Source organism: Nocardia sp. NPDC004573, from assembly GCF_053602135.1.
In genome coordinates this window covers 221,783-246,265 of the sequence record NZ_JBSGDA010000010.1, presented here as the reverse complement: position 1 = coordinate 246,265, position 24,483 = coordinate 221,783, and the positions used below count along the sequence as shown (strand labels likewise).

General features: G+C 68.1%; 19 protein-coding genes. 14 read left to right on the top strand and 5 right to left on the bottom strand.

The genetic code is table 11. The features are described from left to right. Positions 1–13: 13 nt before the first annotated feature. The gene (locus tag ACWEKR_RS18780; protein WP_452355529.1) at positions 14–1,273 is read right to left on the bottom strand and encodes a KasA/KasB family beta-ketoacyl-ACP synthase; all 1,260 of its coding nucleotides are present in this window, start codon (positions 1,271–1,273) and stop codon (positions 14–16) included. A gap of 106 nt (positions 1,274–1,379) precedes the next feature. On the opposite strand from ACWEKR_RS18780, the gene ACWEKR_RS18775 reads away from it, so the two are divergent. After that, positions 1,380–2,330 (top strand): GlxA family transcriptional regulator, encoded by a 951-nt coding sequence (locus tag ACWEKR_RS18775; RefSeq protein WP_452355528.1) that lies wholly within the window; start codon positions 1,380–1,382, stop codon positions 2,328–2,330. 14 nt (positions 2,331–2,344) lie between these two features. Here ACWEKR_RS18775 and ACWEKR_RS18770 read toward each other — a convergent pair whose 3' ends face one another. Then, entirely contained in the window at positions 2,345–3,049 is a 705-nt protein-coding gene (locus tag ACWEKR_RS18770) for an HAD family hydrolase (protein ID WP_452355527.1), read from the bottom strand. Further along, positions 3,046–4,299 carry a cation:proton antiporter gene (locus ACWEKR_RS18765; RefSeq protein ID WP_452355526.1) on the bottom strand — a complete coding sequence of 418 codons (1,254 nt, stop codon included), beginning with the start codon at positions 4,297–4,299 and terminating at the stop codon, positions 3,046–3,048. The genes ACWEKR_RS18770 and ACWEKR_RS18765 overlap by 4 nt, the downstream gene beginning before the upstream one ends. A gap of 327 nt (positions 4,300–4,626) precedes the next feature. Here ACWEKR_RS18765 and ACWEKR_RS18760 point away from each other — a divergent pair, with 327 nt between their 5' ends. The 10 genes from ACWEKR_RS18760 to ACWEKR_RS18715 all read left to right on the top strand — a co-directional run bounded on the left by ACWEKR_RS18760 (position 4,627) and on the right by ACWEKR_RS18715 (position 15,505). Next, positions 4,627–5,442, top strand: a complete 816-nt coding sequence (locus ACWEKR_RS18760; RefSeq protein ID WP_195089671.1) for an SDR family oxidoreductase — start codon at positions 4,627–4,629, stop codon at positions 5,440–5,442. A 10-nt stretch (positions 5,443–5,452) separates the two neighbouring features. After that, the gene (locus ACWEKR_RS18755) at positions 5,453–6,631 is read left to right on the top strand and encodes an acyl-CoA dehydrogenase family protein (protein WP_452355525.1); all 1,179 of its coding nucleotides are present in this window, start codon (positions 5,453–5,455) and stop codon (positions 6,629–6,631) included. A 5-nt stretch (positions 6,632–6,636) separates the two neighbouring features. After that, complete coding sequence (locus ACWEKR_RS18750; RefSeq protein WP_452355524.1) at positions 6,637–7,800, top strand: acyltransferase family protein; 1,164 nt, start codon at positions 6,637–6,639, stop codon at positions 7,798–7,800. 371 nt (positions 7,801–8,171) lie between these two features. Further along, a complete protein-coding gene (locus ACWEKR_RS18745; protein ID WP_452355523.1) occupies positions 8,172–9,197 on the top strand; it encodes an L-tyrosine/L-tryptophan isonitrile synthase family protein in 1,026 nt (341 codons plus the stop codon). A gap of 14 nt (positions 9,198–9,211) precedes the next feature. Beyond that, positions 9,212–10,015 carry a TauD/TfdA dioxygenase family protein gene (locus ACWEKR_RS18740; RefSeq protein WP_452355522.1) on the top strand — a complete coding sequence of 268 codons (804 nt, stop codon included), beginning with the start codon at positions 9,212–9,214 and terminating at the stop codon, positions 10,013–10,015. Between the two features lie 27 nt (positions 10,016–10,042). Next, the gene (locus tag ACWEKR_RS18735; RefSeq protein WP_452355521.1) at positions 10,043–11,839 is read left to right on the top strand and encodes an NAD(P)/FAD-dependent oxidoreductase; all 1,797 of its coding nucleotides are present in this window, start codon (positions 10,043–10,045) and stop codon (positions 11,837–11,839) included. Positions 11,840–11,848: 9 nt separating this feature from the next. Beyond that, the gene (locus ACWEKR_RS18730) at positions 11,849–12,790 is read left to right on the top strand and encodes a GlxA family transcriptional regulator (protein ID WP_452355520.1); all 942 of its coding nucleotides are present in this window, start codon (positions 11,849–11,851) and stop codon (positions 12,788–12,790) included. Positions 12,791–12,979: 189 nt separating this feature from the next. Further along, a complete protein-coding gene (locus ACWEKR_RS18725; protein WP_452355519.1) occupies positions 12,980–14,653 on the top strand; it encodes a S8 family peptidase in 1,674 nt (557 codons plus the stop codon). 4 nt (positions 14,654–14,657) lie between these two features. Continuing rightward, on the top strand, positions 14,658–15,065 hold the full coding sequence (locus ACWEKR_RS18720; protein ID WP_452355518.1) for an NYN domain-containing protein: 408 nt from the start codon (positions 14,658–14,660) through the stop codon (positions 15,063–15,065). A gap of 89 nt (positions 15,066–15,154) precedes the next feature. Then, the gene (locus tag ACWEKR_RS18715) at positions 15,155–15,505 is read left to right on the top strand and encodes a hypothetical protein (RefSeq protein ID WP_195089689.1); all 351 of its coding nucleotides are present in this window, start codon (positions 15,155–15,157) and stop codon (positions 15,503–15,505) included. Positions 15,506–15,577: 72 nt separating this feature from the next. Here ACWEKR_RS18715 and ACWEKR_RS18710 read toward each other — a convergent pair whose 3' ends face one another. Together ACWEKR_RS18710 and ACWEKR_RS18705 are read right to left on the bottom strand one after the other, a co-directional pair. After that, positions 15,578–17,155, bottom strand: a complete 1,578-nt coding sequence (locus ACWEKR_RS18710; RefSeq protein ID WP_452355554.1) for an MDR family MFS transporter — start codon at positions 17,153–17,155, stop codon at positions 15,578–15,580. Between the two features lie 37 nt (positions 17,156–17,192). Next, positions 17,193–17,690, bottom strand: coding sequence for a MarR family winged helix-turn-helix transcriptional regulator (locus ACWEKR_RS18705; RefSeq protein ID WP_452355517.1), 498 nt, complete (start codon positions 17,688–17,690; stop codon positions 17,193–17,195). 288 nt (positions 17,691–17,978) lie between these two features. Here ACWEKR_RS18705 and ACWEKR_RS18700 point away from each other — a divergent pair, with 288 nt between their 5' ends. Genes ACWEKR_RS18700 through ACWEKR_RS18690 form a run of 3 tightly spaced genes read left to right on the top strand, consistent with a single transcriptional unit; the run spans position 17,979 to position 24,215 of the window. Then, positions 17,979–19,646, top strand: coding sequence for a fatty acyl-AMP ligase (locus tag ACWEKR_RS18700; RefSeq protein ID WP_452355516.1), 1,668 nt, complete (start codon positions 17,979–17,981; stop codon positions 19,644–19,646). A gap of 31 nt (positions 19,647–19,677) precedes the next feature. Then, a complete protein-coding gene (locus tag ACWEKR_RS18695; protein ID WP_452355515.1) occupies positions 19,678–19,944 on the top strand; it encodes an acyl carrier protein in 267 nt (88 codons plus the stop codon). Further along, positions 19,941–24,215, top strand: coding sequence for a type I polyketide synthase (locus ACWEKR_RS18690; RefSeq protein WP_452355514.1), 4,275 nt, complete (start codon positions 19,941–19,943; stop codon positions 24,213–24,215). Before ACWEKR_RS18695 ends, ACWEKR_RS18690 begins: the two co-directional genes overlap by 4 nt. Positions 24,216–24,483: the final 268 nt, after the last annotated feature.

The window sequence follows — 24,483 nt, the reverse complement described above, 5'->3', positions numbered from 1 at the left end:
GACGACTCTCCGGTCAGCAGCGGCCGAACACGACCGCCGCGTTGTGGCCGCCGAAACCGTACGAGTTGTTCAGCGCGTACTCGATTTTCTGGGCGCGCGCGCTGCCGTGGACGATGTCGAGCTCGATCTCGGGGTCCTGGTTGTCGAGGTTCAGCGTGGGCGGCACCACCCCGTCTCGGATGCTGAGCACGGTCAAGGCGGCTTCGACCGCGCCGACCGCGCCGACCGAGTGCCCCAACGCGGACTTGGGCGCGTAGACCGAGGCATGATCACCCACCGCCGCGCGGATCCCCTTGGCTTCCGCCAGGTCGCCGAACGGGGTGGCCGTGGCATGAGCGTTGACGTGGTCGATGTCGGTGGGGCTCACGCCCGCGGTTTCGATCGCGCGGCGCATCGCGCGGATGTTGCCCGCGCCCTCCGGATGCGGGAGGACCATGTGGTAGCCGTCGGCGGTCAGGCCCGCGCCCATCAAGCGCGCCAGCGGCTTGGCCCCGCGCGCTCGTGCGTGGTCCTCCGACTCCAGCACGAACAGCGCGGCGGCTTCGCCGAACACGAAACCGTCGCGGTCCCGGTCGAAAGGGCGCGAGGCGCGCTCGGGCTCGTCGATCCGGGTGCTCAATGCCCGCATCATCGAGAATCCGGCCACGGCCAGCGGGTTGATCCGGCCTTCCACGCCGCCCGCGACGATGATGTCGGCCTCGCCCAGGATGATCGAACGCCAGGCGTGCACCAGCGCCTCGCATCCCGACGCGCACGCGGAGACCGGGGTGATCACGCTGGCGCGCGCGCCGAGTTCCAAGCCGACCACCGCGGCGGCGCCGTTGGGCATGGCCATCGGCACCGCGAAGGGGGACACCTTGCGGTAGCCCGCGTTCTGCATCTGGTCGTTGGACTCGATGATCGTGTCGGCGCCGCCGAGGCCGGTGCCGATGCAGACGCCGAGCCGGTCGAGGTCGACCTCCGGCCGGCCCGCGGTGTCCCAGATCCGGTTGCCCATGACATAGGCGATCTGCTGGACGTAGGACATGCGCCGCTTCTGGACCCGGCTGAGTTCGTCGGTCGGATCGAGTTTGAACTGGCCGCCGATGTCGACGGGGACTTGGAAGCGCTCGAAGTCGGGGTCCTGCACCTTGGCGATCCCGGTCTCCCCGGCGAGCAGTCCCTTCCATGTCGCATCGGTGTCGGCGCCGACAGCGGTGGACATCTCCACGGCGGTCACGACCACACCCCGGAACCCTCCGTTGCTGGTGGAGAAGTCCGTCAAATCGGACATCAAACCCCTTCTTTCGGCTTGTCGGCTCAGATGCTCCAGCGAGGCTATGCGCGCGCCGGAAGGCCGGGGTAGTAGCCCGAGTGCCGATCACCGCTACGATCGGGCCATGCAATCGGATGGGGGCGCGCGCCGGGTGACCGTGGTCATCCCCGACGAAGTAGTCGTTCTGGATGCCGCGATCCCGATCGACGTGTTCGGCTCCGACCCCAACTATCGGCTGGAGGTGTGCGCGGTCTCGCCGACGGCGCCGACGTCGGTGCCGGGGTTGTCCTGTGTGGCGGTGGCCGGGCTGGAGGCTCTGCGGCACGCGGAAACGGTGGTGGTGCCCGGTTACGCCTCCTTCGCGACGCCGCCGCCGGAACCGGTGCTGCGCGCGCTTCGCGACGCCCACGGCCGAGGCGCGCGCATGCTGTCGATCTGTACCGGCGCGTTCGCTCTGGCCGCCGCGGGGCTGCTGGCCCACCGGCCCGCGACGACGCATTGGCGGGCCGCTGCGTTGCTGCAGAGCCGGTATCCCGAGGTCGAGGTCCATGCCGATCGCCTGTTCGTGGACGACGGCGACGTGCTGACCTCCGCAGGCGTGACCAGCGGGATCGATCTCTGCCTGCATGTGGTGCGCAAGGACATCGGCGCGGCCGCCGCCAACGAACGTGCGCGTGACCTGGTGGCGCCACCGGTTCGCGAGGGCGGTCAAGCCCAGTACACCCGGCAGTTCCCCAAGCAGACCTCCGCAGGCGTGCTCTCCGAGACGCGCGCGTGGATCCTCGCGAACCTCGACCACAGGCATTCGCTAGAGGACCTGGCCAGGCGGTCGAATCTCTCGCGCCGCAGCTTCATCCGCCGGTTCCGGGAAGAGACCGGAACCTCCACGCACGTCTGGATCACCAGCGCGCGCCTGAACCAGGCGCGGGAACTGCTGGAGACGACGGAGCTGCCCATCGACCAGATCGGTTACCGCGTCGGCCTGGGCAACCCGGCCAACACCCGGGCGGTGTTCAAGCGCTATCTCGGTGTCAGCCCGGGGCAGTATCGGCGCACGTTCGCGATCCGCGACTGACTTGTGCCGCCGGTCTAGCCGGGCAGCCGCTGCGCCGGATAGGCGTGCAGCCGCGGATCGGTGTCGCCGACGACGACAGGATGGCCGACCAGTTCGAACATCGCGATGTCGGAGTGGTGGTCGCCGAACGCCGCGCAAGACGACAGATCGATGGCCGCGTCCTCGGCGTACCGGCGCAAGGCCGCGGATTTGTCGGCGCCGACCATCGTCGCGAGGACCTCGCCGGTGTACTTCCCCGCCGCCGTCGCCAAGGCCGTGCACAGCACCGACGACGCGCCGACGGCCTCGGCGATCGGGCGCAGCGCGGGGGTGAACGAGCCCGACACCAAGACGATCCGGCTGCCGGCGCGCGACAACTCGTCCAGCCGCCGTCGCACCGCGAGGTTGAAGAACGCCGGGTCCGCGGCGCGGGAGGCGAACCATGCACGGCCGACGCGCCCCACCTCGGCGACGTCTCGGCCGGCCCAATGCCGATAGAACCACCGATGGGATTCGGCGCGGCTCATTCCCGCCGCCCGAAGTGTCCAGAACTCCTCGAGTACGGCGCCGGCCGCTGCGGCGCGCCCGCGTTGCCGCGCGTCGAAGGAGAACAACGACAAGAAGGTGACCTCACGCACCAACGTTTCGTCGACATCGACGAAAGCAGCTGGAACCGTGCAGCTTTCGGCTCGTGGCGGCGCACCTGCCCCCGTGGACTCCGGAGTGCCCCGTCGGGTCATGGGGCCGTCGCCTCGGTGTGAACAGCGGAATCGGTGCGCGGCCCTTTTTCCCGGGTTCCCCGGTCGTCGCCGTCGGGCAGAGCGCGCGGGACACCGGAGAGTTTCAGCAGCGGCGCCGTCATCGCGGTGGTGATCAACGCCATCGCGACCAGTAGCGAGTACAGCCGCTGGTCGATGACGCCGATCGTCAGCCCGATGTTGAGGATGACCAGCTCGGTCAAGCCTCGGGTGTTCATCAGCGCGGCGAGTGCCGCGGACTCGGTCCGGTCGGTGCGGCTGAGACGAGCCGCCAGGTAGGTGCCGCCTAGTTTGCCCGCGAGTGCGGCGCCCATGATCGCGGCGAACTCGGCGATACTGGCGCGGTCGAGTCCGCCCAGGTTCACCTGGAGGCCGGCCACGACGAAGAAGGCGGGCAGGAAGATGCTGCTGAGCAGTTGGGCGCCGCTGTCGACGGCCGCGCGCAGCCGCCGGGGGAATACGACGCCGAACAGGAACGCGCCGAAGATCAGATGCAACCCGATCCATTCGGTGGCGGCTCCGAGCAGTAGAGCGCCGGAGACGCCGATGAAGACCATATTGGCGGGGTTCTTTTCGGATCCGGCGCCGGCGAGGCGGTCCAGGGCGGGACGTACCGCCCACCACATCATCAGGACCAGCGGAACGAACAGCAGCAATCGCCAGTGGTGGCCGAGGCCGGGTCGGGCGATGCCGATGACCACCGCCAGGACACACCAGGCGAGGATGTCGTCGAGTGCGGCGCAGGTCATGGCGGACTGGCCGAGTCGGGTGCCGAGCAGCTTGCGGTCGTGCAGGATGCGCGCCAGCACCGGGAACGCGGTGACGGCGAGCGCGCAACCGATGAAGAGCGCGAAGTTGAGCGGGTTGCCGCCGTCGTGCCGGGCCAGCGCCCACAGCGCGATGACGGAACCGAGTGCGAACGGTGTGAGGTAGGCCGACAGCGCGATCGCCGTGACCGACCGCCGCCGCCCGGCGACGGACCGGAGATCCATTTCGAGTCCGGCCGAGAACATGAAGATCATGACGCCGACGTTCGCGAACGCGGTGAGATACGAACGCGTGTCGTGCGGGAAGATCGTCTCCGACAAGTGGACGCCGAGAATCGTGGGGCCCGCGAGTATGCCTGCCACGATCTCGCCGATCACCGGGGGCTGGCCCACCCTCGCGGCGAGCCAGCCCAGCAGGCGCGCGGCGGCCACGATCAGGACGAGGTCCAGAAGCAAGAAGATCATTTGGTCGCTCGGCAAGGCCTGGACTCCGTTCGACATCGAGGACATCGCGGAAGCGGATTCGATACGGGCACGGGACATCCACCTACCGCATCGATCGCAGCGCGGAACCCCCGAAACATGGACTGTCTGTTCTGCGACGATATCGCACCCGACCGGCCGGCGAGAGTGAACAGTGAGCTACGCCACCTCCACCGTGACCGCGCGCGCCTGCTGGCGCAAAGGAGTGCATCTCTGTCGCGGATCGTACTGGCTGGTCGCTCTTTTCGGCGGGAATACTTCCATCCATGGCTTGCGCCGGTCGGAGGGCGCAGCCGAGGGGAGTCGACGTTGTTCGAAGGTAAGACAGTACTCGTAACCGGTGCGGCAACCATCATCGGCGCCGAAGTAGCTCGGGTCTTCGCCGAGTATTCCGCGAATGTCGTGCTGGGAGACATCGATACGGACGGGGGACAGCAGGCGGCCGCGGCGATCGGCGACCGAGCCGTCTTCGTCCCCGTCGACCTGCGCAGCGACCCGTCGATCAGGTCGTTCGTCGCCGCCGCGATCGACCGGCACGGACGGATCGACACGCTGGTCAACATCGCGTGTGTCTACGGAGACGACGGGCCCGGCCCGGACGCGCGGGCCGAGTGGCTGGAGGTGCTGAACACCAACGTCGCCGGTACGGCGATGTTGTGCGCGGAGGCGCGCAGCGCTTTGCGCGACACATCCGGGTCCATCGTCACCTTCACCTCACCCAGCGGACGCATCGCGCAGGCCGGGCGGATTCGATACCCGGTCAGCAAGGCCGCGTTGCTGCAGCTGACCCGCAGTCTCGCACTGGAATACGCGGCCGACGGGATCCGGGTGAACAGTGTCTCCCCGGGCTGGACCTGGTCTCGCGTGATGAACGAGCTCACCGAGGGGGACCGGGCCCGCACCGACGCGGTGGCGTCCCGGTTCCACATGCTGGGCCGGGCGGGCGACGCACGCGAGATCGGCGAAGTGGCCGCCTTCCTCGCTTCTCCCAAGGCCAGCTTCGTGACCGGCGCCGAGTGGACCGTGGACGGCGGCTACTCGGCCCTCGGTCCCGAGCAGACCACCTCGGCGATCGAGCTTCTGCTGCGTGAGCGGCCGCCATCGCACGCACCTTCCCTTGCTTAGGAATCGAGTCATGACTGCAGCAACAATTTCGGCGACCTCCCTGCTGAGCGCGGTGCGTTCGCTGACCCCCGACCTGGCGGCACGTCGCAGCGAGATCGATGCCGAGCGCAAGCTCCCGATGGACATCGTCGAACGGCTTCGCGACATCGGCGTCTACCGCATGTGTTTCAGCGCGGAGATCGGCGGCCCCGGCTTGACGTCGCTCGAGCAACTGGAGGTCGTCGAGGCGCTGTCCTACGGGGACACCGCCACGGGCTGGTGCGCCATGATCGGCGCCGCCACCGGCATCTACGCCGGATATCTCGACGAGCAGGCCGTCGCCGAGCTGATGCCGACGCAGGATCTGATCACCGCGGGGCTGATCTTCCCGGCCGGCCGGGCCGAACGGGTGGCAGGCGGATACCGGTTGACCGGACGGTGGAAGTTCGGCAGCGCGATCACGCACGCCGATCTGGTCATCGGCGGGGCGTTCGTGACCTCGTGCGGCCGCATGGAGGAGACCGCGGAAGGCGGGCCGCTCGTCCGGCTCTTCTTCATGCGCCGTGATCAGGTCGCCGTGTTCGACACCTGGGACACCACGGGCCTGCGCGGTAGCGGCAGCAACGATTACGCGGTCGAGGATCTGTTCGTTCCCGACCACCATTCCTTCGCGTTCAGCGAACGCAAGAGCTGTCGCGGGCGGCTGTCCGAGCCGGAGGCACTGGCCCGGATCATGCCGGGTGTGCCCCTGGGAACCGCCCGTGCGGCGCTGGATTACGTGCGCGATCTCGCGGACGGGAAGATCGTGACCGCGACCGGACAGAAGTGGGCCGACAACTACCGTGCCCAGTACCTGCTCGGCGAGTGCGAGATGGAGTACATCGTCGCGCGCGGCGCCGTCGTCAACACGGTGGCGGAACTGTGGGACGCGCTGGAGGGCAAGCGGTTCGCCGACCTGCCCACCAAGTTGCGCATCGCGACCGCCCTGGCCAGGACGAACGCCTTCCGTGCCGCGCAACGGATCGTCACCCGGCTGTGCGAACTCGTCGGCACCGATTCGATCTACCGGCCGAATCCGCTGGACATCTGGTTGCGTGACACGAACACCATGGCACGGCACATCATCGCGCACGACCAGGTGATCCAGTCCACCGGCGCCTTCGTCCTGGGCGGCAGGCCGGAATTCCCCTTCGTCGTGGGGCTGGGTTGATCGCGATGGACATCGACAATCGCAAGCGGCTGCCCTCGTTGACCGGGCTGCGGTTCTTCGCGGCGTTCTCGGTCTTCGTCTTCCATGTGATGCTGCCCAATTCGCCGATTCCGCCCTACAAGCCGGTGAATCTCTTCGCCGACCCGGATATCGCGTACGACGCGGCGTGGATAGTCGGCAAAGCCGGATTCCTGGGGGTCTCGTTCTTCTTCATCCTGAGCGGCTTCGTGCTGACCTGGTCGTGGCAGCCGGGATCGAGCAAGCTGCAGTTCATCCGGCGGCGCGTGGTGAAGATATTTCCCAACCACTTGACGCTCTGGCTGGCGTCGATGGTGCTGTTCGCGGCGGCGATCACACCGTGGAAGGCATGGCTGCCGAATTTATTCCTGCTGCATGCCTGGTTCCCGCAGAACTATATCAATGCGGGGGTCAACACGCCGTCGTGGACACTGTCCTGTGAGTTGCTCTTCTACGTTCTGTTCCCGTTCCTGATTCCGCTGGTGCTGCGTATCGACGGAAAGTATCTGTGGTACGGAGCCGCGGCGATGGTGGCCGGCATGGGCGTGATCGTACTGCTGACCGTATTCGTCATCCCGGGTTCCGAGAAATCGGAACTCACGCCCATACCCGTGCTGCAGCTATGGTTCGGATATCTCTTTCCGCCGACGCGTCTCTTCGAATTCTTTCTCGGCGTATTCATGGCGAGAATAGTGGCGGAGGGCCGGTGGGTACGGATTCCGTTGTGGGCGGCCGTGGCCGCGGTCGGCGCGGGATACGTGGTGGCGACGTACACGCCGTTCTACATCGGCTTCATCCTGGCAACCGCTGTTCCGCTCGCGCTGCTGATCGGGTCGGCGGCGCAGTCGGACCTCGACGGCACCTCGAAATTCCTGTCCAGCCGGCTCTCCGTGCGGCTCGGCGAGATATCGTTCGCCTTCTATATCTGTCAAGGCGTGACGCTGTTCTACGTCCGTCGGTTGATGAACGCCGCCACGTACAGTGCTCCCGTCGCGGTGTTGTTGATCGTCGGCCTGTTCTGTCTCAATATTCTCGCCGCATGGATGTTGTTCACCTTCGTGGAATCTCCGGCAATGCGCCGCTTTGCCCGGCCGAAACGACCTGTGGTCGCCGGAGAAAGGATGGCCGGCCAGACGCTCCGGAGTACGTGATCGACGGAGATCGAAATTCCTGTTCGGAGGCCCGTGGCGTTGCCACGGGCCTCCGAATTCATTTGTATCCCCATGCCTGGCAATATGGTTGCCCTGCCGTCCGGGCAGCGGTATCCTGATGGTGTTGTAAAACACAGTTTCGATTATAAAACGTGGGGGGTGTTTCATCGAATGGGCCACGTGATTCGGATTCGGCTGTGAGCATCGGGGCTCGCCGATCCCGGATATCGGATGAAATCCGGGTTCCGAATCCGTGTCCCACTACGACGTTCTGATCGCAGGCAGCTACCGACGGATCGATTCGCGCTGATGGCGGAATTGTCGCCGTGCGGTCCGTTGCGTGCGCTCGTCGGTGTGTCCGGAAGGTAGTAATGAGCACGACTGTCGACAACGGCTCCGAGCGCGTCCAGGAGCTCGGACGACCACGACTACACAGACCCGGCGACGACGTCGGATCCGTTGCCACACAGATACTTCGCATCGTCTTCGCGCGCCGGCGCAGTGCCGAATCGAAGTCCCTGTGCGACCTGGCCCCGTGTGCGGACTGTTTCGCACCACACCTGGGCAAGGTGATCCGATACCTCGAGGCCCGCGTGCCGGTCCACTTCATCATCCCCGCGTTCCCGGCGAAGTCACGGAACCGCCGGAAGACGTTGGGACGCTTGCCCGATATGGCGGAGACGCTGGCGATCGAGTCCCTGCAAGGGTTCTGCGACCAGATCTCGGCCGTCTACCGGCCGGGCGCCATCGTGACGATCTGTTCCGACGGTCACGTCTTCAGTGACGCGTTGGGGATCCCGGACGGTCAGGTCGACGACTACGGCGACGAGCTGCGCCGCATCATCCGGTCGACCGGCGGGGGTTCCATCGGTCTGTACGGCCTGCGCGACGCCATGCCGGAGATGAGCTGGGACGAACGCAGGCAGCGGTTGCTGAAGGAGTACTCCGACGGCATCGACGTGCTGCGCGAGGCGGTCCGGACCGATCCCGCGGCCCGGCGGATGTTCAACGGGATCCATCGCTTCATGGTCGAGGACAACGCCGTGCTGCTGCCCGAGTTGTCCGCCACGCAGCGGCGGAACCGATCGAAGGAGACGGCTTACGAAGTGGTGCAACGCAGTCAAGCGTGGAGCAGTCTGATGGCGGAGATCTTCCCGGACGCGGTCCGGCTGTCGATCCATCCGCAGGCGAACCACTCCGAGAAGATCGGATTCCATCTGCTGCGCACCCAGGACAGCTGGTTGACGCCGTGGCACGGCGTGGTGCTCGACGACGGAGCGAGTTACACGCTGGTCAAGCGGATGCATGCGGAGGAACTGGGGGCGCGCGTGGTGTGGCGCAACAGCCGCCCCAGTCATTTCGTCCTCGGCACCACGCCCGAGACCGAAGCACAGTGAGGGTGAGGAGACCCATGACGAAAAGCGTGAACAAGGTCCTGGTGGACAGCGAGCCGCTGCGGCCCTTCGGCCGTCTGGTGGCGTCCGATGCGGAGGGGCGCACCCTCGCCGACGTGCCGATCGAGGAGCTGCTCGCGCTGACGCTCCAGGCAAAGGTGGTCGTCCTCCGCGGATTCGGGCTGCTCGGCAAGACGGAACTCGAAACCTATTGCCGCGCGGCGGGAGAGATCCTGCAGTGGAACTTCGGCTCCATCCTCGATCTGGTGGTCCGCGACACTGCCGAGAACTACCTGTTCGACAAAGGCGACGTCCCGTTCCACTGGGACGGTGCGTTCGCCGAGCGTGTGCCGCGGTTCTTCCTCTTCCAATGCGTGCGAGGAGAGGGCGCGGGCGGCGAGACCGTGTTCTGCGACAGTGTCGAGGCCTATCGGGACGCGCCGGAAGACCTGAGGCAGCTGTGGGCACGAACCACGATCACGTACCGCACCGACAAGCTGGCCCACTACGGCGGACTGGCCGAATGGCCACTGCTGGGCACCCATCCGGCGACCGGCGAGACGACGATCAGATACGCCGAACCACTGGACCCCGCGCGCTACGCCAATCCGCTGTTCTTGACCGTGGACGGCATCTCGGCCGAGGACGGCGTCCGGGTCATGGAGGACTTGCGCGAGCGGCTGCACGACGCTCGCTACTGCTACGCCCACGAGTGGCGGACCGGCGACATCGTGGTGGCCGAGAACCACGCTCTGCTGCACGGCAGGAATGCGTTCACCGGCTCGGTTTCCCGGCATCTGCAGCGCATCCAGATCATCTGAGCAATCGGCCATCAGAGAGGAATGTCAATGGCTACCCCAATCTCCAGACCGGCGGACGAGTACGACGTGGTGATCATGGGCGGTGGTCCCGCCGGGTCCACGCTCGCCGCGATGCTGCGCCGCGACACCGATCTTCGTGTGGCGATCTTCGATCGCGAGGTGTTCCCCCGGGAGCACATCGGCGAATCGGGTGCGCACCCCTTGGTCCCCGTCCTGCAAGCCAGCGGCGCGCTGGAGAAGGTGCTCGCGAGTGAGTGCTGGATCCAGAAATTCGGCGGAATCTACCAGTGGGACACCGACCGGCCGTTCGTCGGCTTCTTCGAGCACTCCGACTACCTGGTCGACGGCGTCTACCGGTGGTCGGTGCACGTCAATCGCGCCGAATTCGACACGGTGCTGCTCGAGCACGCCGAAGCCTGCGGGGCCCACGTCTTCCAGGGTGTGCGGGTCGTGCGGTTCCTCCCCGGCGACGGCAAGGCCACGGTGGTGCTGGAAGACGGAACCGAGGTCTCGGCGGGCTATTTCGTCGACGCGTCCGGCCGGGCGAATCAAGTGGCCGCCCGCGGTTCGCAGCGCGACAAGCAATGGCTGTCGGATTACCGCAACGTGGCCGTCTGGTCGCACTACCGCAACTGCGTGCCCGCCCAGCGCGCGGCGGGTGACTGGAACGTCTTCCGCGACGACGACTTGTCACCGATCTACGCGGTGGCCTTCGAACACGGATGGGTGTGGTACATCCCGACGCCTCGGTTGGTCGACGGTACCCGGGAGAACGTGTGGTCCATCGGCATCGTCACCAACCCGGAGTCGATCGCCCGCGTGGATCTGCGTGATCCGGACATCTTCCTGAAGACGATCAAGTCGATTCCGGTGCTGCAGGATCTGGTGGCGAACGCGGAGCCGATCAGGGCCGAGATGCTGACGGCCACCAACTATTCCCGGGTGAGCGAATGCTTCGGCTCGTACGAGGATCGGTGGATGGCGGTCGGTGACGCGTCGTACTTCGTCGATCCGCTGTTCTCCTCCGGGATGTCCTTCGCTGTCACGCAAGCATGGGCGGCCGCATTGGTCCTGCGCAAGACCTTCGACAAGGACCTGGACGAGCAATCGAAGGAAGACCTGTGGCGCGACTACGACGTCGAGTGGCGCGGCATGGCGCAGACCTGGGCACTGAGCATCGACCAGTGGTATCACGAGATCTCGCGCTCGCATCCGGACAGCCCCTACTGGAGCGCGGAAGGCCGCCGGGTGGAGGCCGACAACGCCACCGAGGGAACGTTCCAGGCGCTGCTGAACACCGCGCTGGTGCCCGACCTGCTGAACATCATGACCAAGGGCTCCCGCGACCCGCGTGACCTGGCCACCGAGGGGCCCTACCTGCGGGCCTTCACCGCCGCCGACGCGGTCGAGCTCGCGGCCGGCGACATCGTGGCGCTGTCGGCGGACGCGCGCATCCGCGCAGGCGTGGCAGCGGACATCCCTGGCTTCAAGGGGATGTCGCCGCCGTTCGAGATCCCACAGGAGGCGCGCGACGGGCTGGCCATGTACTGGCGCGACCCCATCGCGAACAGCGATGCGGCGCCGGCGCCGCTCGACGACGTCGTTGCCTGCCACCGGATCTACTCCGCGGCCGACCCGGGCGTCGAGGTGCGCTGCCTGGAGCGGGATGGAGGTGAACAGCTGTGGGAAACGCTGAAGCGTGGTCCCGCCCGGTGGTCGGAGCTGGCGCCGCGGTTGACGGTGCTGCAGGGACGAGCCTTGAAGCGTTTGATTCGCGCCGGATTGGTGGTGGCCGGGCCGGAAGCGGAACAGCGGGTCGGCTAGGTCCGACGCATGAGGTCATTGGCTGTTCTGGCCGTCGACGACGTGATCCCGTTCGATCTCGCGGTTCCGCTGGAAATCTTCGGCCGGACCCGGCAGGAGGACGGAACCGCGGCGTACGAGGTCCAGGTCTGCGGGGTGAACTCCGACGTTCCGTCGAAGTTCTTCGGGCTCTCCAGTCTCGGCGACATCGATTATCTCGAGGAGAAGGCCGAGACCATCATCGTGCCGGGAGCGATGAGCTACCGGTCGCGGCCGTCGGATCGGCTGCGCGAGGCGTTGGTGCGGGCCCACGAACGTGGCGCGAGGGTGGCATCGATCTGCTTGGGGGCGTTCACCCTCGCCGCCGTCGGGTTGCTCGACGGACGGCGGGCGACCACGCATTGGATGGCCGCCACCGAACTGTCGCGAAGCTATCCGCGCGTCCGCGTGGATCCCACGGTGCTGTATGTGGACAACGGCGGCATCCTGACCTCGGCCGGTGCCGCGGCGGGGCTCGATCTGTGCCTCCACATGGTGCGGAAGGACTACGGGACAGCCGTGGCGGCGGCTACCGCGCGGCTCTCGGTCATGCCACTGACCCGCGACGGGGGGCAGGCGCAGTTCATCGCGGAACGTCCGCGATCGGAGGCGGACAGCAAGTCCATCAATCCGACCTTGGAGTGGGCGGAAACGATGCTCGGTGAGAAGATCACCGTGCTGGATCTCGCGGATCGCGCCGGAGTCAGCAAGCGCACGCTGATCCGGCGCTTCCACGAGCAGGTCCGGATGACACCGAACGAGTGGCTCCAGACCGCCCGGGTGCGCAAGGCCCAAGTGTTGCTCGAGACGACCATCCTCACGATGGAATGCATCACCGATCGAACGGGATTCGCCTCGGTGGCCGCATTCCGGAAAGTCTTCCGCAAGACCGTGGGGGTGACGCCTCAGGCGTACCGGCGGGCCTTCCGCTGACCGGTCGCGCGCCTGGTATCCGGTTCTCGCCGTGGATTCGCGAAGAAAATCCGAATCCATGGCGAGAACACCTGGGCGCCGATCGTTTTCGAAGACGCGCCCAGGCGCCGCAGTGGCCGGGGTGTTTTCATGGTTGCCGGAACGTGGTTCATAGTTGGTGCTCGGGTCCCCACGGCGAAGGAGATCATGGTGCCAACCGCGAATTTCGGTACGAAGGACGATCCCGGCTTCGAATTGCAGCAGAGTCCCGATCTGATCGCGGTGCGCACGCACAGCGGTCGGGGGATCCGGCAGCAGTCGGGATCGGTGCGCACGCCGCTCAGCGGTGAACTCGAGGACGCGACACTGGTGCAGGCCTACCCGGAGGCAGGAGTCGAGGTCTATCGGCTCCCCGCGGGGTCACGGTCGGTGGAGGAACGCAAAGAGGCGCTCGACGCCGCGCCGGAGGTACGGTTCGCGGGCCATGTGCTGGTGGACGCGGCCACCGGGGAGCCGGTGCTCTATACGGAGAACATCTTCGTAAAGTTCGTCGACAACGTCGACCACGAGCACTGCCTCGCCGTCCTGAACGCGGCGGACCTGACGGTGCGGCGGGCGGTTTCGTATGCGACCAATGCCTATTTCGCGGCCGCGCCCGAGGGCACCGGCCAGCGGGTCTTCGACATCGCCGCTTCGCTGCTCGCGCGCGAAGACGTCGAATACTGCCATCCGGAGCTGATCCGGCACCGGGCCAGGAAGACGATCTTTCCCCAGCAGTGGCATCTGAAGAAGACCACCATCGGTGGCGTCGTGATCGACGCGCACGCCGCGGTGGAAGCCGCGCACGCGATCACCCGCGGCGCCGGGGTGACGATAGCCGTCATCGATGACGGCGTCGACATCGACCACCCCGAATTCGCCGGCGCCGACAAGATCGTCGCGCCTCGGGATGTCACGGCGAAGACCGGCGATCCGCGTCCGAAGGACACCTACGGCACCGGCCCCGACAACGGGGACAACCACGGCACCGCGTGCGCGGGCGTCGCGTGCGCCAACGGCACGGCCGGTGCCTCCGGGGTCGCGCCGGAAGCGGCGCTGATGCCGATCCGGCTCGCCTCCGGACTCGGCTCACAGGCCGAGGCGGACGCTTTCGGGTGGGCCGCCGAGCACGGCGCCGACGTCATCTCGTGTAGCTGGGGCCCGGCCGACGGTAAGTGGTTCCAGCCGGACGATCCGGCGCACAACCGCGTCGCGGCGTTGCCCGCGAGCACCAGGCTGGCGATCGAACACGCCGTCACCGCCGGACGCGGCGGCAAGGGCTGCGTGGTGCTGTTCGCGGCGGGCAACGGCAACGAATCCGTAGACAACGACGGCTATGCCAGTTTCGCGAAGGTGATCGCGGTCGCGGCGTGCAACGACACCGGCAAACGCAGCGTCTACAGCGATTTCGGCAAGGCGGTGTGGTGCGCGTTCCCCAGCAGCGACTTCGGGCACCGGCCGTTCGGGCATCCCGACGCCCTGACGCCTGGGATCTGGACGGTGGATCGGCACGGAGTCAGCGGCTACAACGCCGGTACGGTGGCGGCGGGTGACGCCGCGGGCGACTACACCAACGACTTCGGCGGAACCTCCAGCGCGTGCCCCGGCGCGGCCGGTGTGGTGGCCCTGATGCTCTCGGTGAATCCGGATCTCACCTGGGAGGCGGTGAAGAACCTGCTCAAAGGCGCCTGCGACAAGATCGACCCGCAGGGTGGCGGCTACGGCACCGACGGGCACAGCGACAAATACGGGTACGGCAGACTGAACGCGCTCGCCGCGGTGCGGGCGGCCCGGCGCGGCCCGGCCGAGCCGACGGGTGCGGTGCTCACCGTGGGAGGATACTGAGGGGGTGGCGGCTGACGGTGTCCGGCTGATCGTCGTGGACGCCGCGAACGTCATCGGTTCGCGGCCCGATGGGTGGTGGCGGGATCGCTCCGGCGCCGCCCGGCGACTGCTCGAGCGAATGTCCGGGCTGCGCGCGCGTCTGGCGGAGCAGGCCGAGGTGGTCGTGGTGCTCGAGGGAGCGGCGAAGGCCGCGGTCGACGCGGGGCAACGTTCGTCCGGCGGTGTGCGCGTGGTGTGCGCGGACGGGTCGGGTGACGACGCGATCGTCGGCGTGGTGGCCGCTGCCCGGGCGGAGGATAGCAGCCGTCGGGTGACGGTGGTGACGGCTGACCGGGGGCTGCGTGATCGCGTCGCTGCCGCCGGGGCGGAGACGGTGGGGCCGACCTGGCTGCTGGACCGCCTGGGGCCGTGATCGGCAGGTGAGGGGAGGTCGGTATCGCATTGGTACACCTCCGGCGTTTCACCCAATTGTCCAGTCCGTTTTGCGGCACTCTGGCCGGTATGACCGCCTCCGACGCCGTGGGGATGCCGTTGCTCTACCTGGTCGAGATCTCCGAGCCAGGCTACTTCAACCGGCCGTGGTGGAAGATCGCCAGCACCGGCGCGCCGAGTCAGGTGCACGCCGCGCTCAGCGAACTGGCCATCCGGGTCGAGCGTGACATCCAGCGTGCCGGCGGCGCCTGCCGGTGCTGGTACCGCTATGACGTGCGGTGGCCCGACGGCGCGGTGCTCGAGTGTTTCCAGGGTGCGATTCGATCGGTGCTGATTCCCGGCGAGTTGCGCTGCCTGGCCGTCGCGCTGACCTCGGCGACGACCGTGGCCGCGCGCACGGGCGAGCCTCCGCAGTACTGATCTCGCCTCGCACCCCTGGCAAGACGGGCAGAGCCCCGAGGGCTTCTCGGGGCTCTGCGCGTGCGATGTGGCTCAGTCGAGCAGCGCCGGTTGTCTGGCGCCGTCCGTCCGGGCCGCCGTGCCTGCCTCGGCCTGCATCGGGTCGAGGGCGGGATCGATGTCGATCGTGCGGCGCAACGGCCGGTTCGGCAGCAGCGCCGCCGCGATGAGCGCGACGACCGTCGCGGCCGCGGCGATGAGGAAGATCCGCCCGGTCGCGTCGCCGTAGGCGGCGCGGATGATGGTCGCGATGGGCGCGGGCAGAGCGTCGAGATCCAGATTGCTGCCGCCGGAGGATTTGGTCTGGATACCGAGCCTGGCGAATCCCTCCGCCGACAGCTCGCCCACCCGGGTGGCCAGCACCGAACCCAGCACCGAGACCCCGATCGCGCCGCCGAAGGTACGGAAGAAGGCCACGCTGCTCGACGCGGCGCCGATGTTGTGCACGCTCACGGTGTTCTGCACGGCCAGGACCAGGTTCTGCATCATCATGCCGACGCCGAACCCGACGACGGTGATGTATCCGCCGACCAGCCACAGGCTCGTCGCGTGATCGATGGTCGACAGCAACGCGAATCCGGCCACCAGCAGCGCGGCGCCGGCGACCACGAAACCCTTCCACTTGCTGCGCCGGGTGATCAACTGGCCGGAGCCGACCGAGCCGATCAGCATGCCCGCGACGAGCGGGATGGTCAGCACGCCCGCCGCGGTCGGGGAGTAGCCGCGCGCGGTCTGGAAGTACTGCCCCAGGAAGGTGGTCGCGCCGAACATGCCGACGCCGACCGCGATGGAGGCGATGATCGCCAGGCCGGTGGTGCGTTCGGTGACGATCGGCAACGGGATGATCGGCGACTCGGCGCGCGACTCCACCCACACGGTCGCGAGCAGCAGCAGCACACCGGAAGCGACGTAGATCGCCGATTCCCGTGACATCCACTCGTAGTAGTCGGCCTTACCGGCGAACGACACCCAGATGAGCAGCACCGAGACACCTCCGGTCAGCAGCGCGGCGCCGAGCCAGTCGATCGACACGCCCTCCTTGCGGTCGGTGGGCAGCCGCAGGGTCCGCTGCAACAGCACCAGCGCGATCACGGCCAGCGGCACGCACACGAAGAAGCACCAGCGCCAGCCCAGCGCGCTGTCGACGATGACACCGCCGAGTACGGGTCCGCCGGACATCGAGACCGCCATGACGGCGCCCATGTAACCGGAGTACCGCCCGCGTTCGCGCGGCGCGACGATGGAGCCGATGATCGCGACGACGAGCGCGGTCAACCCGCCCATGCCGATGCCCTGGATGACGCGCGCGACCAGCAGCAGGGCGACATTGCCCGCGAATCCGGCGATCACCGAGCCGACGACGAAGACGACGATGGCCGACTGGACCAGCGCCTTCTTGTTGAACAGGTCGGCGAACTTGCCCCAGATCGGCGTAGAGGCCGCGTTCGCCAGCAGCGCCGAGGTGATGACCCACGCGTAGGCGGTCTGCGATCCCTGCAGGTCGCCGATGATGGTGGGCAGCGCGGTCGCGACGATCGTCGTGCTGAGCAGCGCTGTGAACAACGCCGCGAGCAGTCCGGTCATCGCTTCCAGGACTTCGCGGTGGGTCATCGCGTACGGGTCGCGTCGCGTCACCGACTCGACTGAACTAGACATCTAATTCCTGACTCTCTGTCGAAACCGGCTGGTGCGCGTGCACGGCGCTGCTCTGCGCGTGCGCGGTCAGTGCGTTGCGGAGCTTCTGCACGGCGGTGCAGGCTGCCTCGGCGTCGTCTTCGCTCCAGTCGGCGAGGACGTGCTGCAGGCCCCGCGCCCGGGAACCGCGAACGCGGTGGAGCAGATCGCGACCCTCGTCCGTCACCCGGATGAGGGTGGCCCGCCCGTCGGTGGGATCGGCGTGCCTGCTGATGTAGCCGGCGCCGACGAGTTCGGTGACGTGCCTGCTCAGCGCGCTCGGGCTGATGCACAGGTCCATGGCGAGGTCCACCTGCCTGCACGGGCCTTTGGACTCGAGGGTGCCGAGCACCCCGATGCCGCCCGGGAGGAGGTGTCCTTCCTCCGGGTGAGCGAGTGCGATGCGGATCGCCCGGCCCATCAGATAGAGCTCTTTGATGAGACTCTGGGCCGTATCGGGTGAGACCGCCATGTCCCCTCCAGACGAGATAAGTTGCTTGCGCTATGCAACTATATAGTAGTTGCTTGCGCTAAGCAAGTAATGTTCGCCGATCTGTTCCGCGGCGTAGCGCGGTACGGGGAGGACGCAGCAGGGTTGCAGCTATCGGACGGCGCACCGGCGGGCGACCACCGACCCCAGGGTGGGTCTGTGCCCACCCCGGGGTTCGCCGGATGGTCCCTGAGGTCTCTGTTACCGAGTTCACGGACGTCAGAGAGTAGTAGCCGACGCCGAAGCCGAGCCCTACCGAGGAACTACGAGATGCAGCCGACTTTCGTTCACCACGTAAGGCAGCAAACTTTTCGATACGGGGAGATCAGGTCCTACACCTACCTTCGTGAGGCCGGACGAGGGCTCAGCGAGGAAGTCGTCACCTACCGCGAGCTCGACCGCGACGCCCGAGCTGTCGCGGCCTGGCTTGCGGCGCGTCCGGAATCGGCCGAGCCGGTCGTGCTGCTCTATCACGACGGACTGACATTCCTGCGAGTGTTTCTCGGTTGCCTCTACGCCGGGGTCGTCGCCGTCCCCGCGCCTGTGCCGCACGATGCGGGCAGCGCCCGGCGTGTGGCGAGTGTGATCGCGGATTCCGGCGCCCGATTGGTGCTCACCACAGCGCAGTTCCAGTCGCTCGTCGCGGAAGCCACGTCCGTAGCCGTGGTCGCCACCGACGATGGCCTCGGTGACCCCGACGCGTGGCGGATGCCCGACATCGACTCGGGCACGGTCGCGTTCCTGCAGTACACCTCGGGATCGACCGGCACCCCGAAAGGGGTGGTCGTGACGCACGGCAATCTCCTGCACAACGAGGCGGCCATCGCCGCGGGCGGGATGAACGACGGCGACACCGGTGTCGGTTGGATTCCCCACTTCCACGACATGGGCCTGATCGGCATGCTCCTCGGGGCGGTATACGCCGGTGCGAACCTGGTCCTCATGGCGCCGACGACGTTCCTCAAGCGTCCGGTGCGCTGGTTGCAGGCCATCGACGAGTACCGCGCAACATTCACCGGCGCACCCAATTTCGCCTACGACCTCATCGCCCGCCGGGTGACCGACGAGCAACTGGCCGATCTCGATCTCAGCACTCTCGAGATCGCGCTGAGCGGCGCCGAGCCGGTCCGCGAGCGGACCATGACGGCGGTGCTGGAACGTTTCGCGCCCGCGGGTTGGCGGCCGACGACCTTTCGGCCCGCCTACGGCCTGGCCGAGGTGACACTGCTCGCCAGTGCGGCATCGACGCCCTCGGCACCCGTCTATCTCGACGTGGGACGCGATGCTCGGCTCGTCGGCTGCGGACCCGCGGCCCGTGGTCTCGACATCCGCATCGTCTGCCCGCACACGCGGCGAGAACTGGCGGACAACACCGTCGGCGAGATCTGGATTCGCGGCGAAAGCGTCGCTGCGGGCTACTGGAATCGTCCCGACGAGACCCGCGACACCTTCGGCGCTCAGCTCGGCGCCGAGGGGCCGTTCCTGCGCACCGGTGATCTCGGTCTGCTGCGGGACAACGAGCTGTTCGTCGCGGGTCGCCTCAAGGACCTGTTGATCGTCAACGGCCGCAATGTCTATCCCCAGGACGTCGAGGAGCTGGTACGCGGGCTGCATCCGGCGTTCGCCGACAGCGCCGGCGTCGCCGTATCCGTCGACGCGGGCGGTCGGGAACGACTTGTGGTGCTGCAGGGTGTCAAGCCGGTGCTGCAAGGCGACGCCACGCTCGCCGAACTCGCCTCCGCGATCAAGATCGCGGTGACCCGCCGGTTCGACGTGCCCGCGCCGAACGTCGTTCTCGTTCCACCCCGGTCGGTGCACCGCACCACCAGCGGCAAGGTCCAGCGCAACTCGATGCGGGAGGCGTTTCTCCAGGATCGCGTCGTGGGTGTCCTGCACGAGGATCTCGAACCGGCGCTGAGCCGATCCCTGACCGCCTGATCGATCCGTACCCCGCCCGAGGAGCCGAAACATGTTCAGCACGAACGTCATTCGTCCGGCCACGATCCAGGAGTGGCTCATCGAGCGCGTGGCAGACTACACCGAACGGCTACCCCAGCAGGTGGATCCGGTGGTCCCGCTCGCCGAACAGGGCTTGGACTCCGTCTCGGCGGTGAGCCTGTGCGGCGAGATCGAGGACCGTTGGTCGCTCGAGGTCGACCCGGTGCTGGTCTTCGAGTACCCCACCATCGCCGACATCGCCGCGTACATCGCCGACGAATTCAGCCTGGCCGCATGACCGACATCGCCATCGTCGGCATCGATTGCCGATTCCCCCAAGCGCCCGATCCGGCCGCGCTGTGGCGACTGCTGCTCGACGGACGGGACGCGATCTCCGAGGTGCCGCCGAGCCGCTGGAACGCCGCCGACTTCCACGACCCGGCCGGTGCGCCCGGCACGATCAACACTCGCAGCGGCGGCTTCCTCGACGACGCGGACGCGTTCGACGCCGAATTCTTCGGTATCGCCCCGCGGGAAGCCGAGGCGATGGATCCGCAACAGCGGCTGCTGCTGCAAGCCACCTGGCGGGCTTTCGAGGACGCCACCCTCGACCCGCGCGGCGAGGCCGGTTCGCGCACCGGCGTTTTCGTCGGCGTGATGGCCAACGAATGGGCCAACCTGCAGATGAGCGACTACGCCGCGATCACACCGCAGCACGGCTCCGGCAACGGATACTTCATGACCGCCAACCGGCTGTCCTACCAGTTCGATCTCAAGGGGCCGAGTGTCGCGGTCGACACAGCCTGCTCGTCGTCGCTGGTCGCGGTCCATCTGGCCTGCGGCGCACTGGCTTCCGGCGAGTGCGACCAGGCGATCGCCGGTGGGGTCAACCTCGTGCTCACTCCCGCCGTCGGGGTGTTCTACACCCAGGCGGGTCTGTCCGCGCCGGACGCGCGGTGCAAGCCGTTCAGCGGCAGCGCCGACGGGATCGTACGCGGCGAGGGCGTGGCGGTGCTCGTGCTGCGGCGGCTCGCCGACGCCCAGGCGGCGGGCCTGCCGATCTACGCGGTGATCAAGGGCAGCGCGGTCAATTCCGACGGGCGCAGCAACGGCATCACGGCGCCGAACCGGTGGGCGCAGCAGCAGGTGATCGGCGAGGCGTGCGAGCGTGCCGGGGTGCGGGCCGAGCAGGTGGATTTCCTCGAGGCGCACGGCACCGGCACGGTGCTCGGCGACATGATCGAGGTCAAGGCGCTGGGACAGCTGCACGGCCGCGACCGGGTGCGCCCGTGCGGCATCGGTTCGATCAAGGGCAATCTCGGCCACACCGAGGGCGCGGCGGGTGTGGCGGGCCTGATCAAGGTCGCGCTCAGCCTGCGCCACGGTGTCGTACCGCCGTCCCGGTTTGCCGACCAGGAGAACCCGCGGCTGCGGATGACGCAGCAGGGTCTGCGGTTGCTCACCGACCCCATGCCGCTGGCGGGTCCCGGCTACGGCGGAGTCAGCAGTTTCGGCATCGGCGGCACGAACGCCCATGTCGTGCTGGGCAGCGCCCCCGCCGCCGCGCCGCCCGTGGCATCCGGTTGGGGAGTACTGACGCTCTCGGCGAACGACGCGGAAGGGTTGCGACGCAACGCTCATCGCCTCGCCGATGCCTTGGCCGCCGCCTCGCCGGACCAGTTCGCCCCATTCTGCTGGACGAGCAACCACGTCAAGGCGTCCGGGCGCGCCCGGCTCGCCCTGGTCGCCGCCGATCGTGACGCCGCGATCGCGCGGTTGCGCGACGGTGCGGAAAGCGGGATGGTGCGCCCGCTCGGCGTCGGCTGGATGTTCCCCGGGCAAGGAGCGCAATTCGCGGGCATGGCGCGTGCGCTGGACGCGGCCAGTCCATTGTTCCGGCGCGCGCTGAAACTGGTCGATCGGGCCATGCTGGCGCCGCTCGGCCGCTCGGTGCGCGAGCTGACGCTCGACGAGCACATCGACATCGACCGCACCGACTTGGCGCAACCGGCGATCTTCGCGATCCAGTACGCCGTCGCGAAATCGCTCGCCGACGTCGGCGTTCGTCCCGCCTGGGTGCTCGGGCACAGCATCGGCGAGTTCGCCGCCGCGGCGGTGGCGGGCGTATTCGACCTGGACGACGCCTGCCGGCTCGTCGTCGCGCGTGGCGAGCTGATGCAGCGGTTGCCCGCGGGCGGTGCGATGCTCGCCGTGCGGGCGGGCGCGGCGGAAGTCGCAGGCTTGCTCGCCGACCGGTCCGAGGTCGCGATCGCCGCGGTCAACGGAGCGAAGGAGATCGTGCTGTCCGGCGCCGCCCGGGCGATCGACCGCGTGCGGGAGGCACTCGCGACGCGCGGGGTGGGCGCGAAGGCGCTCACGGTCTCCCACGCCTTCCACAGCCCACTGATGGAGCCGATGCTGGAGCGGTTCGAGGCCGTCGCCCGCGAGTGCGCCTACCGCGCACCGGTTCTGCCCGTCTATTCGACCGTGCGCGGACGCCTGCTCGAGGCGAACGAGCCGATGGACGCCGCGTACTGGACCGAGCACGTCCGCGCCACCGTTCGTTTCGGCGAGGCCGTCGAAGCCGCGCTCGCCACCGAGCCCAGTCATGTCATCGAGATCGGGCCGCGCCGGGTCCTCACCGCGTTGGTCGGCCGCGTCCGCCCGGATCTCGCGGCGCGCTGCCTGGCGCCCAGCCCGGGGCCGGGCGCGACCGGCGACGAGTTCGCCTGCACCGTCGCGGCGCTGTATCGCGACGGCCTCGATCCCGACTGGGACCGGCTCTACGAACCCGAGCAGCGCGTCCGTCACCGGCTGCCCGGCTACGAGTTCTCCACCGATCAGCGTTTCTGGCTCGAACCGAGCACTACGCCGACGCCTGCCGCAGCACCCGAGGAAACCTCCATGGACCAGTTGATCGCACTTTTCCGGGAACAGAACGCCGTACTGGCGAGTCTGGTGGGCGCGCCGTCGGCCGGGCGCGTCCCGCAGGCCACGGGCGGCGCTGCGCCCGCGGTCGCGACGCGGACCACCAGCGCCGACCTGCCGGTCGACCCGGCCGCCGTCGCGGGGGTCGTCCGGGCCGAGTTCGCCAGGGTGAGCGGGTTCCCGGCCGATCGGCTCCGCGATGCCCACACCCTCGGTGACGATCTGGGCTTCGACTCCCTCATGCTGACCGACCTGATCGCCGCGCTGGTTCGCAAGCTGCCCGCGGCGACCATCGACCCGGCCCGGTTCACACCCACGACGACGCTCGGTGACGTTCTCGCGCACGTCACGAATCAGGCGGGCGCGCCCGCGCCGCGGCAATCCGAAACCGCCCCTGCCGAAGCACCCGAACCCCGGCGCACGGCCGTCGAGCCGGAGTACCGGATCGCGGATTTCGCCGAGGTGAAGGCGATCGCGGAGCGGTTCTCCGCCGTCGAAGCGCTCGGCCTGCGCAACCCCTACTTCCTGATCAACGACGGCGTCACCCGGGACACCTCCGTGGTCGACGGTGCGCCCGCGATCAACTTCTCCAGCTACAACTACCTCGGACTGTCCGGCCATCCGGCGGTCGTCGCCGCCGTGCAGGACGCGGTGGCGCGCTACGGCAGCTCGTGCTCGGCCAGCCGGATCCTCTCCGGCGAGAAGCCGGTGCACCGCGCACTCGAGGCGGAACTCGCGGGCCTGCTCGGCACCGAGGACGCCATCGCGCTGGTCGGCGGCCACTCCACGAACGTCACGATCATCGGGCACCTGGTCGGGCCGGAAGACCTCGTGATCCACGACAGCCTCGCCCACGACAGCATCATGCAGGGCTGCAAGTTGTCGGGCTCGACCCGGCGTCCGTTCCCGCACAACGACCACGCCGCCCTCGACCGACTGCTCACCGAGATCCGCCACCAGTACCGGCGCGTGCTGATCCTGATCGAGGGCGTCTACAGCCAGGACGGTGACATCCCGGACCTGCCGGCGATCATCGCGGTGAAGAAGAAGCACAAGGCGCTGTTGATGATCGACGAGGCGCACAGCGTCGGCGTGCTCGGCGCGAGCGGCGGCGGCATCGGCGAGCATTTCGGCGTCGATCGCGGTGATGTCGAATTGTGGTCCGGGACCACGTCGAAGGCGCTCGCCGGGTGCGGCGGGTACGTCGCGGGCAGCGCGGAACTGATCCGCTTCTTGAAATACACGACGCCGGGTTTCGTCTACAGCGTCGGCATGACGCCGATGAACGCGGCGGCCTCGGCCGCGGCCATCCGGCAGCTGCGGTCCGAGGGCGAACTGCTGGACCGTCTGCGCCGCAACTCCCGGCTGTTTCTGCGACTGGCCCGGGAGGCGGGCATCGACACCGGCGACAGCAACGACACCCCGATCATCCCGTGCATCGTGGGTGACTCGCTGAAGACGCTGAAACTGTCGAACGCCCTGCTGCGCCGCGGCGTCAACGTCAACCCGATCCTGTATCCGGCGGTACCCGAGAATCTGGCGCGGCTGCGGTTCTTCGTCACCGCCTGCCATACCGAGGATCAGATCCGCGACACGGTCAAAATCCTCACCGAGGAACTGGCCGTGCTCACCGAGAGCTGAGGCCCGACTCGGCTGTCGCCGATCGGGCCGGAACAGGCGGCGGTGCCGAGGACGGGGCGCTCCGAACAGCTGCGTCGTGGCCCGCACCGCGCACCCGACCGCTGTAGCATCACCCGAGGTGCCATCGCTCCAGATCAGATGGGTAGCGGGGACGTCATGGGCGTGGGCGGACGATGAGGGCCGGGCGCGACGTCCGCTGCCGCGGGCAGGGTTCGTACGTCGATCGAGGGAGTCGGGCCGCAGTTCCGGGCCGTGCGCGTGATCCACC